Origin of the sequence: Streptomyces olindensis, from assembly GCF_040645895.1 — a bacterium.
Taxonomy (GTDB): domain Bacteria; phylum Actinomycetota; class Actinomycetes; order Streptomycetales; family Streptomycetaceae; genus Streptomyces; species Streptomyces olindensis.
On the sequence record NZ_JBEYZD010000022.1, the window covers coordinates 13,779 to 27,484 of the forward strand.

Here is a 13,706-nt window from a genome sequence, read left to right on the forward strand (position 1 = left end):
ACGCGCAGCGTGGCAGCCGGGTCGTCGTCCTGGCTGCCGGCAGGTCTGTCCGCTTCACCCTGCCCCCACCTCCGGCTGCGCCCGCACCCCCACCTCGGGTTCGGAAACCGCCGCGGGCTTCTCCTCCGGCACCCGCCTCATCAGCACCCCGTACCCCAGCCCGGCCACGGTCCCCACCACGGCGCAGGACCCCCACAGCCACTCCGCCCCGAACCGGTCGATGACGAAGCCGGACAGCAGCGGGGCGACGAGGCCCGCGACGGCCCAGGACATCGTGTACATGCCCTGGTAGCGCCCGCGCCCGTGCAGCGGCGACAGCCGTACGACGAGCCCGGTCTGCGTCGGCGCGTTGACGATCTCCGCCAGTGTCCACACGCACACCGTCAGGGCGATGACGCCGACCGAGCCGGCGAAGGCCGTGAGCCCGAAGCCGTACCCCGCCAGGGCGGACGAGACGATGAGCAGCCGGCGCGGGTCCCGGTGCTCGATGAAGCGGGTGACCGGGATCTGGAGCACGACGATCAGTACGCCGTTGACGGCGATCGCCATGCCGTACTCGGCCGGCGTGAACCCGGCCTCGCCCATCGCCACCGGCAGTCCCACCGAGCCCTGCTGGAAGACCAGGGCGACGAGGAAGGACAGCCCGACGACGCTCATGAAGCGCCCGTCGCGCAGGACGGTCCCGAGACTCACGGAGTCGTCGGACGGGACGGCGGCGGCCTTGGCGGTCTCGCCGGACCGGCCGGGGGCCGCCTTGACCGTCTCATCTGGCCTGGACTCGGGCAGCCGCAGGAAGACGAGGATCGCGCAGGCCATCGTCATCGCCGCCTCGATCAGGAATCCGGCGAGATAGCTGGCCTCGGCGATGAACCCGGCGGCCATGGAGGAGATGGCGAAGCCGAGGTTGATGGCCCAGTAGTTGAGGGAGAAGGCCCGGATGCGGTCCTCGGGCCGGACGATGTCCGCCATCATCGCCTGCACGGCCGGCCGGGACGCGTTGCTCGCCATGCCGACGAGGAAGGCGACGCCGGCGATCGCGACCGGGTCGCGCACGAACCCCAGCAGCGCGACGGAGACGGCCGTCGAGGCCTGTGCGATCAGCAGGGTCGGCCGCCGCCCCAGCCGGTCGGCCATCACCCCGCCGCCCAGCGAGGAGATCACCCCGCCGAGCCCGTGCAGGGCGGCGACCAGGCCGGCGTACGTGGCGGAGTAGCCGCGGTCGAGCGTCAGGTACAACGCCATGAAGGTGGCGACGAAGGCGCCGAGCCGGTTGACCAGCGTGCTGGTCCACAGCCACCAGAATTCGCGGGGCAGCCCGGAGACCGTCTCTCGGACGGCACGACGGGCGCGCAGGGCGTACGGCACGGATTCCCCCGATGTAACGGCGATGCCTGGAAGCGGCGCAACTAGCTGTAAGTGGTGCTGGCTGCTACCGCACGTTACAAGCCACTGCTTGACGGGGACCACTCAATTAACAGAACCCGTCAAACGTCCGCCTGCCGGGCAGCCACGCGAACGGGCGAATGCGTGGATTACGCTCTGGGGCATGGCCGACGCACCGTACAAGCTGATCCTCCTCCGCCACGGCGAGAGCGAGTGGAACGCGAAGAACCTGTTCACCGGCTGGGTGGACGTGAACCTCAACGAGAAGGGCGAGAAGGAGGCAGTCCGCGGTGGCGAGCTCCTGAAGGACGCCGATCTCCTCCCCGATGTGGTCCACACGTCCCTCCAGAAGCGCGCGATCCGCACGGCCCAGCTGGCCCTCGAGGCCGCGGACCGCCACTGGATCCCGGTCCACCGCTCGTGGCGCCTGAACGAGCGCCACTACGGCGCCCTCCAGGGCAAGGACAAGGCGCAGACGCTCGCCGAGTTCGGCGAGGAGCAGTTCATGCTGTGGCGCCGCTCCTACGACACCCCGCCGCCGCCGCTGGACATCGACGCCGAGTACTCCCAGTTCTCCGACGCCCGCTACGCGACCCTCCCGCCGGAGCTGCGTCCCCGCACGGAGTGTCTGAAGGACGTCGTCGTCCGCATGCTCCCGTACTGGTTCGACGCGATCGTCCCCGACCTGCTGACCGGCCGCACGGTCCTGATCGCGGCCCACGGCAACTCCCTGCGCGCCCTGGTCAAGCACCTGGACGGCATCTCGGACGCGGACATCGCGGGCCTGAACATCCCGACGGGCATCCCGCTCTCCTACGAACTGGACGCCGACTTCAAGCCGCTGAACCCGGGCGGCACGTACCTGGACCCGGAGGCGGCTGCGGCGGCCATCGAGGCGGTCAAGAACCAGGGGAAGAAGAAGTAACGCCACGCCGATAAGCCCCCGACCTGCGAGTTTCTCGCTGGGCGGGGGCTTTTTGGTGGGGCAGGGCCGCCCCTGGGCCGTCAGACTCGGGTGGGCCTACGCGTCCGGTGCATGCGCAGGCGGAACGCGACGAGGAAGCCGATGAGCGCGGCAGCTTCCTGCGGAAGGTCGATCCAGATGGGCAGCATCGCGATCACGCAGCCGATCAAGGGCATCGGCAGTGGATAGGGGGAGATGTGGATGGTGAGCCCCGGGCGTGCGAACATGGGTGTCCTCCAGGTGTTGGTATGCGCTACTTGCATTCATGGAGACAGGGCCGCTCCCCGGCAGGAGCGGCCCTACATTTCAGGCTGACTTTATTTGGCTTTATCTGCCGTCCGCAAATCTCCAGGTGGGGCCCTAGTTAGTTGGGTGATTGCCTCACCTTGGGCTGACTCGCTGGTGTAGCGCCGAGGCTTCGCTGGCTGTTTTGAGATCTTGCTTGTGCGTGCATGCACGCACGTGGTGTGCAGGCATGCACACAGGTGGAGGGTGTGCCAGTGGGTCCGCCTCGAAAGTTCGCCACTCGATTTGGCTCGTCGCCCAAATGTCGCGACGGAAAATCCAAGCGCAGCATTTGGTCACACATTTTGAACTGCCGGGCGATGTGCAATGCTGCAGTCACCAAATGCTTGTCGAATCTGCGGCATTGCAATTTTGCTGCGCGTGGAAGATTTGAGTTACGGCATTTCGTGTGCGTTCCTGGCTGGATGGCATGAGGTGGGCGTAGACGCGCAGCGTGAGGCCCGGGTCCGAGTGGCCGAGGTACTCGGCGAGGGCCTTGATGTTCTCTCCCGCGTCCAGGAGCACCGAGGCGTAGAAGTGGCGAAGGGCGTGCATGCCGTTCTCGCGCGACTCGGCGTAGGACTCGCCCGGCTTCCGCTCAGGGATCACTCCGGCCGAGGCGAGCGCCCGCTTCCACACTTCCTCGTTGAGCGACGTCCGCCAGACGTGGCCGCCACGCGGACCGGTGAAGATCGGCCGCATGGTCACCGGAGGCCCGTCCGCCACCTTCCACGGCAAGGTGATCTCCACCGGCGGGAACCGCTTCATGTGATCCCGGAGGGCATCGGCGACGGGACCTGGCAGCGGCACATCCCGCAGCTTTCCGCCCTTGGGCGGGGCGAACACGGGCTTGCTGCGGCTCAGCTTGAGCTGCTGGACCACGTGGAGCGTGCCCGCCGCAAAGTCGATCGCGTCGACGGCGATACCAAGGATCTCCCCCTGGCGGAGACCGCAGCCGCCGCCCAGGTCGACCATGGCTTGGCACCGGTCGGGCATGCCGGCCCGGACTGCGAAGACCCGCTCCGCCGTCCATGGGACGACTCGCTTGCTGTCCACGGTCGGCGGCCGGACCCAGCGAGCAGCACACGGGTTCCGGGGAAGATGCCCATCGTCCACGGCAGCGCTCAGTGCCGCCCGCACATTGGAATAGATCGTCCGAGCGTACGAGCCACGGACGCCGTTCTCTTGGAGCTGCCTCACCCAGTCACGGATGTGAGCGGGCTGGAAGGAGCCGAGCGGACGCGACCCCAGGTACGGGAACGCGTGCAGCCGAAGCTGCGACTCCATCGACGCCTGGGTGTTCGGATCGGGTGCGTAAGTCACCCAGTTCTCGGCGTACTGCTGGAACGTGATCCGTGCCGCACGCGGGTCGATGTACTGCCCGCGCGCCATGTCGGCCTCAGTCTGAGTCAACCACTGCTCGGCGAGCCGCTTCTGCCGATCAGGAAAGCTCTTCGACTTCTCGGTGCCGTCCGGGCCGACGTACCGGGCGCGGTACCGCATGCCCGAGCCGTACCGCTCGGTCTTGACCTTGCTGGTCTTGCCGTCCGGGCCAACCTCGGTCTTGTACCAACGGTCCTGGATGTGCCCGGCCATCAGGCAGCTTCCTGGTCGAACGCGGTACGGATCAGGTGGATGACCGGCACGCCGAGCCCAAGGTCCGCGACCGGCAGACGGGCGAGATCGCCAAGGACGTCTTTGTCCTGGGCTTCGTGCTGCCCGGCTCGCAGCTACTCAGCGCGTCCCTGGTTGCGGCTAGACCGGAAGTGCAGGACAAGCGAGGCGCCGGCACCGGCCACGACGGCGAAGACGGCGCCGCCGTAGTTGTCCTGAACGAGGACGCCAGCGGCAATCACGGTGCCGATGACGAGGGGTAAGCCAGTGGTCATGCTGTTCTTCTTCACGAAAGCTTCTCCTCAGGAGTGTCTGCGGTCGAAAGCACCACGGAGATGGACAGGTCGTCCACACCAGTGCACGCGGCATGATCTCAGGTTCGCCGATGCCGGACCAGGCTGATCACGTTCGACGATGCGCTGCTGGTGCGCTGATCAGCCAGACAGAGCGGAGCTCCTCGTAGGCGAACCGAGGAACCGCGGCCCCGCAAGGGGGTCCGTGGCCATGCCCCCACGTGCCCGGTCAGATGGCCTGCGGCGGGGAACAACGGGGAGCGTCGGCAAGCTACCGGGGAATGCGCAGGTCACCGTCTTGCCAGGTCAGCGCCGATCCGCATACGCGATCTTCCAAGTTAGCGCTCTGCAGCAACCCCGCCGTGCCTGACTCGATACTTGATGAGACACCCTCGGCGAGTAGCACGCCAGGATTCCCCTAAAAGAGGTTGGGCAGGGCAAGTACAAGGCCAAACGAGAGACAGACGCTGAGAATGAACCTTCGCACGCGGAACGGACGACGGCGGCCTTTGGCATCCACGAGTTGAGCGACCCAAGCCGCCAGGAGTACGCAGAGCGACCCTAGCGAGGCGTGCCCAAGATGCCCGCCTTGCAGCGCCCTGGAGAGGTAGAAGATGCCCGCCATCTGAACAGCAGTCGCAAGCGCTACGGATGCGAGAACGATGCCGGCTCTCCGACGAGCTTCCTCCTCCTCCGGCGTGACGAACCTGACTCTCACGTATCGAGACATCGCCCTCCAACCACGCCCACCTGAAACAGCGTTGACAGCGACCGAGCCTATTGAGCTCCACCCTGTTGATCTCACCATACGCCCGTGCACGACAAGCGCAGATGCCGCAAGAAGCGCTAGCTCCGGCTGACATCCACGGGTGACATCAACGACACCGGCCGCCAGCACCCATGCACGGCTCGGCACGTTCGACCCCACTGAGTGTTGCCGCCACCGGGCAAGGTTCGGATCGAACTCCTAAAGCGGGTCTCGGACTTCGGCAAGGTCGACGTCCGTCACGATCACCGTGGCCGAAAGATCGGCCGCCGGACCAACGAGTCAGCCAGCTGCGTACACACCGCCACCACCCACGCGCGACAACAGCACCACACCGGCTACGGCCTGGAGTGGCTGTACTCATCAGCTTGCCGCCGCTGTGGGCCCAACTGCTGTCAGCGCAACCGTTCACAAGGGATGATTCACCTCACAGCAGCACCATCCCAGGGGGGATCATGAGTACCAACATCACGCCTCCGCCGATGCCGGCTCAGCCGCCGCAGCCCGGCAAGAAGAACCACACCAACGCCTACATCATCGGCGGCGCGGCCATCATCGCTGCCGCCATCGTCGGCACAGGGATCGCCGTCTCGGGCAGCGGCGACGACACGGCGAAGCCACAGCCCACGGTCACTGTGACGGAAACCGTTGAGCCTGAGCCCGCGGTCGAAGAGGAGGCCGCAGCGGCAACCGACGAGAGCACAGACCCCAAGGTCGGCGAGGAGGCCCGGAACGGTGGAGCCGTCGTAAAGGTCACGAAGATGGTGGAAGCCGACAGCATCACGCTCGCCGGAGCCCGCAAATCCGCAGGCGCCGACGCGAAATACGTCATCCTCAAGACTGTCGTCAGTAATGAGGGCAAGGCCAGCATGGACCTGACCTGCTCACTGCCCATCGTTAACGCGCTCATCGACGACCAGGGTCGTCGCTTCGACACGATCGAAGATCTTTACGACGTCGCCGGCAACCCGGAATGTAACGCGCAGCTGCAGCCCGGCTTCGACGACGAGATGCAGTTCGTTTACCGCGTTCCCAAAGACGCGGTGGTCACGACATGGGAGTTCTCCGAGTACGACCTTGAGAACGAAGTGACGCCCACGCTCGTCGACCTCACCTGACCAGCCACCGTCGAGCCCCCGGCCCTCAACTAAGGCGTCGGGGGCTTTGGTCGCTGTCAGTACCCATCGTTACGTGCTGCCTCCTGCGTATTCATTCGTCTGGGCACCGCGCCACAAGCGCACCAGATCGAGAGGGGAACAGCGGGGAATCACGGTCAAAGCAGCCCTGGCCAACGAGCGCGCTGCCCAGTCGTACGCCCAGGTCAGCGCCCGAGCCAGCCTCAAGTAACCGCACTTTCCCAAGCTGATGGCTCCGCATGTGAAACTCAGTAACTCTCGCGAGCAGTTGCCCCACAGGCGTCCCCTGCCCGCACAGGCTCTGCCAGACTCGCTTCATGGGGCGTTGCGCTGGGGTGACAAGGCGGGGACGAGCGTGCGGAAACCCGGCTGGATGGAACGGCTACTGCTATATGCATGGTGGTGGAGGCCGACGAAGCCGAAGCCCACGTGTCTCCACTCCTCCCCGGCTTCCGCGCATGCCGGCGCGTCCAGAACCGCAGCCACAAGGCAGGCGGAGAGACTGGTTCTGGTGGCTGAGGTGGCTCTTCATGGGTTGGTTCGAGGCACTGCGTAACGCGGTAAGCCGACGCTCATGACGGTGCTGGCCGGGCCGTCTCTGGGCCGTCCGAGGGCGCTCAACAGTGGCCAATGACGACCAACGACGACTACCAACCGCAAGATCCCACCGCCCCTGACCAGCTAAAAGCCAGCTCACCAAGATCCCCGGCAACACCCAGGGGAAGAAGAAGTAAGCCCTAGAACCCCCTACCTGCGGTTGCCCTCCGCGGGTAGGGGGCTCGTCATTGTCGGGGGCCTCTCCTCAGGGAGTAGGTGCCAGGTCAGGTGGTCCGTCAGGAAGGTCTCCAGGTCTTGGGCCGGTACGTGCTCGGACGGCAGGTCGTCCGGGTGAGGTCGGTAGAGCGCGGTCAGTTCGTCCCGTAGTCGGGGGTCCAGTGCTGGAGCCTGGTAGGTGTCGATGGTGCCTCGTAGGAACAGCCAGTCGAACAGTCGCAGCGCTGGGCTGCGCCCCGACTGGGGGCGCTCGGAGATGTGCGTCTCCTGCCAGGAGCCGACGTAGAGGTACGCCGCACCGGCCAGCGCTTCCGTGAGGGCGGGGGTCGGGTCCTTGAGGTTCCAGTACGCCCGCGCGTCGGCCTCGGCCAGGGGCTGTGGGATCGCAGCGAGCCAGAGGCGGTAGCGGTAGTCGCTCATCGGCACAGCTTGCCATCGGCCCGTCGGGGGGCGCGGGGTGGACGCCGGCCTGCCGTGTATTGCCTCGCCGACATCATCAGGGGCTGCGTATGGTCCTGTTCGGGGACGAGTCGGGGGACGGCGCCAGCCGGGTGGGGGGGGCAGGGGACAGTGAGCAGGAGACGCTACGTTGCCCGGGGCGTGCCGGGTGGATACCGGATCTGGGACAACCGCGGACACAGATGGTGGGGCGACTTCTACGAGTTGTGCCCCGACGATCTCCTGGCCGAGCTCAATGGCCGGGCGGACCAGGCGAGGATCACCGCGCTGATGAAGCGCTACAGAGCGCAGAAGCGGTAGCTCCCGCCCGGAAGTCGCGAATCGCGCCGGTCGAGGGTGAGGGTGACGGTGAGGGTGGATGTGACCGGGCGCGTGGCCCCCGTGGCCTGGGCCAAGGGGGCCACGCGTCTCGGAGCGGTCAGCCGCGCCGCACCCCCCGGCACCCCACGATCACCGCGTCGCAGAGCATCGCCACCGCGCCCAGGACGGCCAGCGGCCAGACGCTCTGCTGGGGGACGTACTGCCACGTGATGCCGGCGGTGATGGCGCCGGCGAGGGCGAAGCCGGTTCCCGGGAGGTAGCGCAGGGGGATGGTCAGGTGGCGGCCGGGCTCGGGCGGGGCTTCCGGGCGGGGAAGCGGCGTGCGATCCTGGATCGACATCAGGTGGTCTCCTATCTGGTGGTTCCCGCCGCTTCCACGGTTCCTAGGCCGAGAGGGAAGCGGCGGGTTGTTTTTGGGGCGCGGTGCCGGTTCTGCGGGTGCGAGGAGGACACGGGCACTGGCGTCCGCGGTACCGGCGGCCGAAGCGCGGGCGTTCACGCCGTCTCCCTGCGGGAAGCCCGGCGCAGGCTCCAGGCGAGACGCGGCGCGCTGTTCACCGTGATGCGGATGAGGTACGTCAGGCGCGTGCGGCGCGGCCGGTCGGACAGGTCCGCCCACTCCGCTCTCCACTCCTCCTGCCAGCGTTCGCGGGCGGCCGCGGGGAGCAGCTGGGTGCCGAGGGAGATGGCGCGGATCCCGAGGGTGGTGAAGCGGGCGGGTGGGGGTGGGGTGTCCGGGTGCCGCGGCGGGACGTCGGTGGTGGCTTCGGGGATCGTGCCCTGCGGTGCGGCCTCCCTCGCCTGCTCGTGCTGGCGGTCGCGGATCGCCTGGATCAGCTGGTCCTTACGCATGCGCGCCGTTCCCCGGATTCCGAGCCCCGTTGCCACCTGCTGGAGTTCGACCAGCATCATGCCTTCCAGGCCCAGGCCCAGGCCACCGCTTCGTGGAGCGGCCGAAGCCGGTGGAGGAGGGGTCGCCGGGCGGCCGTGCGCGGCAGTCCGGTGGCGCGGGCGCGGGGCGGCCCTCATGTCGTCGCCCTGTGCCTCACGGATGAGGTCGATCAGCATGCTTTTACGCATGCGCGTGGCGTTCTCGATGCCCAGGCCCCTTGCGATCTGTTGCAGTTCGGCCAGGACCATGCCCTCCAGGCCCATGCCACGGCGGCGCCGGGAGCCGGCGGGTCGGGCAGACGCAGGATGCTCGTGCTGGTGCTCGTACTCAGGCATCTGGCGGCTTCAGCTCCCCAACCCACCGGGCGCCGGGCGGAGTCGGGCGGACGCGGCACCGCCCTGGTAGGCGGCGGCCAGTGCCAGGCGGGCGGATTCCGCTCCGTTGGTGGTGAAGCGGTAGTAACGGCGACGCGGGCGCGGCGGGTCGGTCTTCTCGATCTCGGCCTGGTCCTCCCAGAACGATTCGAGCCAGCCGGCCGCCTCGAGACGGGCGAGGATGGGGTGGATCGTGCCGGTGGGCAGGCCTGCGGCGTTCGAGAGTTCCAGGCCGTAGCGCGCCTTGGCCGGGGTCTCCAGGAGAGTCCGCAACACCACTTGTGTCTGCAGGGTCATGCGCGGCGTTCTAGCCATGCCAAAACTCTAGTATGGGACTGACCTGCAAACAACCTCCTAGGAGAAAGGAGGGAGCGGGCTCGGCGCGAACGTCATGACCCGCGACGTAATCGACGTCCGCCGCGGCCCTCGGCAAGCTGGCCCCATGACGACAACCACCAGCACGTCAGAGGCCACCCGCGCGACCGTCCAGAGGTTCCTCGAACTCCGTCTCGCCGGTGACACCGCGGGGCTCACCGCGCTCTTCGCCGACGAGGTCGACTGGATGCTTGCCGAGAATCCCGGGGTGCCCTGGATCCGGCCCCGGTCCACCGCCGCCGAATGCGCCGCCCAGGCCGAGGAGTTGGCCCGGTACACCGTGCCCGAGGAGGCGCGCGCGTCCGTCGACGCCTTCCTCGTCGACGGGGCCGACGCCGTTCTGACGGGGCACGTCTCGGGGACCGTCCGGGCGACGGGCAAGTCCTTCTCGGGGCCGTTCGCCCTGCGGCTCACCGTGGAGAACGGGCGGATCACCCGGCACCACCTGTACGAGAACAGCGTGTCGATCGCCGCGGCTTGCACGCCTTGAGGCCTTGTGCCCGCGTACCTCGACGCGTTGATGCCTAGTTGGCGCTGCGACCCCGGCTCAGCGCCCGGGCGCAGGCGCCGATGATCGTGGCGTTGACCAGCGCGCCGAGTACGACGGCGGTGATGAGCATCGTCCCGTGGTCCGGGAGGACGAGCAGGACCAGGCTGGCCGGGGCCGTGGCGAGGAGCGGGATGACGCCCGCCATCGACTCGTCCGAGCTGTCCATGAGGGTCACCGTCACCGCCCACCCGAGCAGGATCGCGCAGGCGGCGAGGTAGACGAGGGCGGCGGGGTGCCGCAGGGCGTGGCGCAGGCGGTGGGCCGCCTCGCGCGGGAGCGAGCGGCCGGAAGCCGGGGTCGTCATGGGGGACTCCTGGTCGGGGCGGTCAGAGGTGGGGGCCGGGCGGGTTGGGGCGGGCCAGGCCGAGGTCGTAGGCGAGGATCGTCGCCTGGACGCGGTCGCGCAGGCCGAGTTTGCGCAGGAGCGCGTTCACGTGGGACTTGACCGTGCCCACCGTGATGCCCAGCGATTCGGCGATCTCCGCGTTGTTGAGGCCGGCGGCGAGCAGGCCCAGTACGTTCCGCTGGCTGGTGGTGAGGCTGTCGAGTTGGCGGGGGCCGCCGGTGGTCGGTCGTTCCGGGGCCGAGGCGTAGTGGGAGATGAGGCGGCGGGTCGCCGAGGGGGCCAGGACCGATTCGCCCGTCGCCACGACCCTGATGCCGTGCAGGAGTTCGGAGGCGTGTACGTCCTTCAGGAGGAAGCCGGAGGCGCCGGCGCGCAGGGCGTCGAAGACGTAGGCGTCCAGGTCGAAGGTGGTCAGGACGAGGACCCGGGGCGCGTTCTCCCGGCCCGTGATGATGCGAGTGGCGGCGATGCCGTCCAGTTCCGGCATGCGTACGTCCATGACGACGACGTCGGGCGACAGTTCGTCGGCGAGGCGTACGGCTGCCGCGCCGTCGGCGGCTTCGCCCACGACCGTCATGTCGTCCTCGGCGTCGATCACGGCCGCGAACCCCGCCCGGACGATGCCCTGGTCGTCGACGACCAGCACTTTGAGGCTCATCGCTCGGTTCCCTCTTCTCCGGACAGGGGCAGCCGGAGGCGGAGCGTGCCGTCCGGGCCCGTGGTCAGGGTGCCGCCGAGGGTCTCGATCCGGGCCGCCAGGCGCTCGCGCAGGGCGGGTCCGGCTGCCTCGGGCACCCCGGTGGCCGTGAGGGTCAACGTATCGCCGTCCGTGTCGAGTTCGAGGAGGGCCGGTTCCTCGCCGCCTGCCGCCAGCACGGTCTCGGCGGCGTGGTAGGCGGCCAGGTCCACGGCCGTGGGCAGGCGTTCGGGGATCCGGTCCGTCCGTCGTATCTCCACGTCCCTGCCGGTGGCCCGGCACTGGTGGGCCAGCAGGTCGAGGGCCTGGAGGGTGGGTTGCGGCCGGCGGCCGGGCGGTGTCGCCTCGCCCTCGGTGACCGTGTCCAGCAGGGCGCGCATCGCCGCCAGTGCCTCACGGGCGCGTTCCGCCGTCGTGTCGAGGCGGCCGGCCTCCGCCGCGGCGACCATGTCGGCGGTGCGGGCCAGGACGGTGGTCTCCAGGCCGGTGGCGATACGGCGGCGCTCCGCCCAGGCCTCCCGGACGGCCTCCTCGGTCCAGGCGGCCAGGCGTTCCTCGCGCGTGTCCCGGTCGGCCCGGTCGCGGCGGCCTCTCCTGGTCCCGTACCAGCGGGCCGTGCCGATCGCCAGGGCCGCTCCGGCTGCCGCGCACAGCGCTACCGCCCAGACGGGGAACGCCGTACCCCGGTCAAGGACGGCGGCGGTCGCGGCGGTCGCGTGCGCCAGCGCGGCCGCGACCTGCCACGCGGGCCGCCCGATCTGCCACGCGGACCGCCCGAACCCGATCCGCCACGCGGACCGCCCGACCTGCCCGGCAGGCCGCCCGGGGTGTCCGCTCGACTGGCCCCCTGCGCCGCGCGCACCCGGCCACCCCGCCGTGGCCGCCACCACCGCCCCACCCGTGGGCAGCACGCTCAGCAGGGGCGGCAGCAGCACCGGACCGCCGTACTCGCCCAGGGCCATCGCCGGTGGCCAGAGCAGGGCCAGCCCGAGGAGGGTCCCGAAGGCCGTCCGGGGTGCCCGTCGCAGCCACAGCAGGGCGATGCCCTGGGCCGCGGCCAGCAGGGCGAAGAGGACGCCCGCGGACACCCGCGGTCCGCTCGACGCGCTGTCCGCGCGGATGACCAGGGCCGGGAGCAGTGGCTGGAGGAACAGGCCGAGGGCGGCCGTCAGCTGGGCCGCGCGGTAACCGCGCGGCACGGTCTGTTCCACGGGGCCGGCGGTCCGGCCGGGCAGGGTCGCGCGTACCTCCCAGCCGCCGTCCGCCGTCGGGCCGCTGGTGAGGGTGCCGCCCGCCTCGCGGGCCCGGGACCGCAGGAAGCCCTGGCCCCGGCCCGAGCCGAGACCGGATCCGTGCGACGGTGTGCCGGCGGGTGGGGCCGCGCTGGTGATCACGACGTCCGTGCGGGTGTCGCCGTACCGGCACAGGACGGTGGTGTGCGCACCGGGCGCGTGCCGGGTCACGTTGGTCAGGGCCTCGCGGACGATGCCGTACGCGGCGTCCGCGACGGTGCCGTCGGGGAGGGCGTCGATCTCGCAGTCCACCCGCTGGTCGAGCCTGCGGAACCCGGCGACCAGTGCCCGCAACCGCTCCTGGGGCGACGGCAGTTCCTCACGCGACGGCGCCGGTGCCCGGACCGCTCCGAGGGCCCGGGTGACCTCACGGCCGGTCTCCCGCGCGAACTCCAGGGCTTCGGCGGCCAGTTCGGGGCGACGGTCGCGCAGCCCGAGGGCCGCCCCGGCCGTGACGACGACGGCGGTCAGGTGGTGGGCGCTGACGTCGTGCAGCTCCCGTTCCATACGGCGCCGCTCGGCCTCCGGGAGCCGGTGACGTTCGGCCTCGGCCCGCCGCAGCAGGTGCTCGGCGGCCCGCCGGGCGCGACGGGCACGCCGTGCCAGCAGGCCTGAGCCGCACGCGGCGGCGTACAGCAGGGCGGTCAGGGCGAGGTCGAGGCCGTCCGGGGCGCTCAGTCCGTGCAGGGTGATGCCGTGCAGCGACTGCCAGGCGGCGAGCGTCACGACGCACAGCACGGCGGTGAACGTGTCGCGTTCCGCCGCGGCGGTGAACAGGGCCAGGGCGACGCCCGCGGTGCCGAAAACCGCCACCGCGCCCGTGGGCAGCGGGCCGGCGCCCAGGGCGCAGGCGGCGGTGACCACGGCGAGGGCGGTCACCGGGCGGGCCCGGCGCAGGGCGAGAGCGGCCGTCACCACTCCGCCGACCAGGGCCGCCACGAGCAGCGCGGACCCGGGCGGTACGGTTCCGCGCGCCAGTGCCGCGCCGGGCCATGCGGCGGCCTGGGCGCAGAGCAGCGCGACCGGGAGAAGTCGGTCGTCGGTTCGATTCATGAGGTGACCAGGCTAGGACCGCGGACCGGCGGTCCCCCTCCGGCTGAGGGCGGATCCGGGTCTCTTACCTGGGTTACAGACCCCGCGGATACGACCCTTCCGGAGCCCGATGGCCGTGCGGAGCGGCGTCCC

The 13,706-nt window shown here is 69.8% G+C and carries 15 protein-coding genes and 1 pseudogene; 5 read left to right on the forward strand and 11 right to left on the reverse strand.

Translation table 11 applies throughout. The features are described from left to right. Positions 1-54: 54 nt before the first annotated feature. Positions 55-1,365, reverse strand: a complete 1,311-nt coding sequence (locus ABZ948_RS16400) for an MDR family MFS transporter (protein WP_359760054.1) — start codon at positions 1,363-1,365, stop codon at positions 55-57. A gap of 181 nt (positions 1,366-1,546) precedes the next feature. Between ABZ948_RS16400 and ABZ948_RS16405 the strand changes: the two genes are divergently transcribed. Then, positions 1,547-2,308, forward strand: coding sequence for a phosphoglyceromutase (locus tag ABZ948_RS16405; RefSeq protein ID WP_359760056.1), 762 nt, complete (start codon positions 1,547-1,549; stop codon positions 2,306-2,308). A gap of 80 nt (positions 2,309-2,388) precedes the next feature. Here the strand turns inward: ABZ948_RS16405 and ABZ948_RS16410 are convergent, their stop codons facing one another. Together ABZ948_RS16410 and ABZ948_RS16415 are read right to left on the reverse strand one after the other, a co-directional pair. Then, a complete protein-coding gene (locus ABZ948_RS16410; protein ID WP_359760057.1) occupies positions 2,389-2,574 on the reverse strand; it encodes a hypothetical protein in 186 nt (61 codons plus the stop codon). Positions 2,575-2,968: 394 nt separating this feature from the next. Continuing rightward, a complete protein-coding gene (locus ABZ948_RS16415) occupies positions 2,969-4,228 on the reverse strand; it encodes a tyrosine-type recombinase/integrase (RefSeq protein WP_359760059.1) in 1,260 nt (419 codons plus the stop codon). A 35-nt stretch (positions 4,229-4,263) separates the two neighbouring features. On the opposite strand from ABZ948_RS16415, the gene ABZ948_RS16420 reads away from it, so the two are divergent. After that, positions 4,264-4,509: a hypothetical protein gene (locus tag ABZ948_RS16420; protein WP_359760061.1), complete on the forward strand. Its 246-nt coding sequence runs from the start codon at positions 4,264-4,266 to the stop codon at positions 4,507-4,509. Positions 4,510-5,760: 1,251 nt separating this feature from the next. Continuing rightward, on the forward strand, positions 5,761-6,423 hold the full coding sequence (locus ABZ948_RS16425) for a hypothetical protein (protein ID WP_359760062.1): 663 nt from the start codon (positions 5,761-5,763) through the stop codon (positions 6,421-6,423). A gap of 765 nt (positions 6,424-7,188) precedes the next feature. Here ABZ948_RS16425 and ABZ948_RS16430 read toward each other — a convergent pair. Further along, complete coding sequence (locus tag ABZ948_RS16430; RefSeq protein WP_359760063.1) at positions 7,189-7,635, reverse strand: hypothetical protein; 447 nt, start codon at positions 7,633-7,635, stop codon at positions 7,189-7,191. A gap of 150 nt (positions 7,636-7,785) precedes the next feature. Between ABZ948_RS16430 and ABZ948_RS16435 the strand changes: the two genes are divergently transcribed. Next, a complete protein-coding gene (locus ABZ948_RS16435; RefSeq protein ID WP_359760064.1) occupies positions 7,786-7,974 on the forward strand; it encodes a hypothetical protein in 189 nt (62 codons plus the stop codon). 118 nt (positions 7,975-8,092) lie between these two features. Here the strand turns inward: ABZ948_RS16435 and ABZ948_RS16440 are convergent, their stop codons facing one another. The 4 genes and pseudogenes from ABZ948_RS16440 to ABZ948_RS16455 all read right to left on the reverse strand — a co-directional run bounded on the left by ABZ948_RS16440 (position 8,093) and on the right by ABZ948_RS16455 (position 9,576). Further along, positions 8,093-8,335 (reverse strand): hypothetical protein, encoded by a 243-nt coding sequence (locus ABZ948_RS16440; RefSeq protein ID WP_359760066.1) that lies wholly within the window; start codon positions 8,333-8,335, stop codon positions 8,093-8,095. A 155-nt stretch (positions 8,336-8,490) separates the two neighbouring features. Then, positions 8,491-9,024 carry a Rho termination factor N-terminal domain-containing protein gene (locus tag ABZ948_RS16445; protein ID WP_359760261.1) on the reverse strand — a complete coding sequence of 178 codons (534 nt, stop codon included), beginning with the start codon at positions 9,022-9,024 and terminating at the stop codon, positions 8,491-8,493. A gap of 5 nt (positions 9,025-9,029) precedes the next feature. Beyond that, positions 9,030-9,189 (reverse strand): annotated as a pseudogene (locus tag ABZ948_RS16450) (Rho termination factor N-terminal domain-containing protein); the annotation flags it as partial. Positions 9,190-9,231: 42 nt separating this feature from the next. Then, positions 9,232-9,576, reverse strand: a complete 345-nt coding sequence (locus ABZ948_RS16455) for a PadR family transcriptional regulator (RefSeq protein WP_359760068.1) — start codon at positions 9,574-9,576, stop codon at positions 9,232-9,234. A gap of 127 nt (positions 9,577-9,703) precedes the next feature. Between ABZ948_RS16455 and ABZ948_RS16460 the strand changes: the two genes are divergently transcribed. After that, the gene (locus ABZ948_RS16460; protein ID WP_359760070.1) at positions 9,704-10,126 is read left to right on the forward strand and encodes a nuclear transport factor 2 family protein; all 423 of its coding nucleotides are present in this window, start codon (positions 9,704-9,706) and stop codon (positions 10,124-10,126) included. Between the two features lie 34 nt (positions 10,127-10,160). On the opposite strand, the gene ABZ948_RS16465 is transcribed toward ABZ948_RS16460, so the two are convergent. Genes ABZ948_RS16465 through ABZ948_RS16475 form a run of 3 tightly spaced genes read right to left on the reverse strand, consistent with a single transcriptional unit; the run spans position 10,161 to position 13,574 of the window. Then, positions 10,161-10,490 (reverse strand): SCO4225 family membrane protein, encoded by a 330-nt coding sequence (locus ABZ948_RS16465; RefSeq protein ID WP_359760072.1) that lies wholly within the window; start codon positions 10,488-10,490, stop codon positions 10,161-10,163. 22 nt (positions 10,491-10,512) lie between these two features. Next, complete coding sequence (locus ABZ948_RS16470; protein ID WP_359760073.1) at positions 10,513-11,190, reverse strand: response regulator; 678 nt, start codon at positions 11,188-11,190, stop codon at positions 10,513-10,515. Next, positions 11,187-13,574, reverse strand: a complete 2,388-nt coding sequence (locus ABZ948_RS16475) for a sensor histidine kinase (protein ID WP_359760075.1) — start codon at positions 13,572-13,574, stop codon at positions 11,187-11,189. The genes ABZ948_RS16470 and ABZ948_RS16475 overlap by 4 nt, the downstream gene beginning before the upstream one ends. Positions 13,575-13,706 lie beyond the last annotated feature (132 nt).

Bases quoted from the DNA above. Each gene is read 5' to 3' on its own strand.
- ABZ948_RS16470 (WP_359760073.1), bottom strand. From the start codon at position 11,190: ATGAGCCTCAAAGTGCTGGTCGTCGACGACCAGGGCATCGTCCGGGCG.
- ABZ948_RS16410 (WP_359760057.1), bottom strand. From the start codon at position 2,574: ATGTTCGCACGCCCGGGGCTCACCATCCACATCTCCCCCTATCCACTG.
- ABZ948_RS16475 (WP_359760075.1), bottom strand. From the start codon at position 13,574: ATGAATCGAACCGACGACCGACTTCTCCCGGTCGCGCTGCTCTGCGCC.
- ABZ948_RS16460 (WP_359760070.1), top strand. From the start codon at position 9,704: ATGACGACAACCACCAGCACGTCAGAGGCCACCCGCGCGACCGTCCAG.
- ABZ948_RS16415 (WP_359760059.1), bottom strand. From the start codon at position 4,228: ATGGCCGGGCACATCCAGGACCGTTGGTACAAGACCGAGGTTGGCCCG.
- ABZ948_RS16425 (WP_359760062.1), top strand. From the start codon at position 5,761: ATGAGTACCAACATCACGCCTCCGCCGATGCCGGCTCAGCCGCCGCAG.
- ABZ948_RS16465 (WP_359760072.1), bottom strand. From the start codon at position 10,490: ATGACGACCCCGGCTTCCGGCCGCTCGCTCCCGCGCGAGGCGGCCCAC.
- ABZ948_RS16445 (WP_359760261.1), bottom strand. From the start codon at position 9,024: ATGAGGGCCGCCCCGCGCCCGCGCCACCGGACTGCCGCGCACGGCCGC.
- ABZ948_RS16405 (WP_359760056.1), top strand. From the start codon at position 1,547: ATGGCCGACGCACCGTACAAGCTGATCCTCCTCCGCCACGGCGAGAGC.
- ABZ948_RS16430 (WP_359760063.1), bottom strand. From the start codon at position 7,635: ATGAGCGACTACCGCTACCGCCTCTGGCTCGCTGCGATCCCACAGCCC.
- ABZ948_RS16440 (WP_359760066.1), bottom strand. From the start codon at position 8,335: ATGTCGATCCAGGATCGCACGCCGCTTCCCCGCCCGGAAGCCCCGCCC.
- ABZ948_RS16455 (WP_359760068.1), bottom strand. From the start codon at position 9,576: ATGGCTAGAACGCCGCGCATGACCCTGCAGACACAAGTGGTGTTGCGG.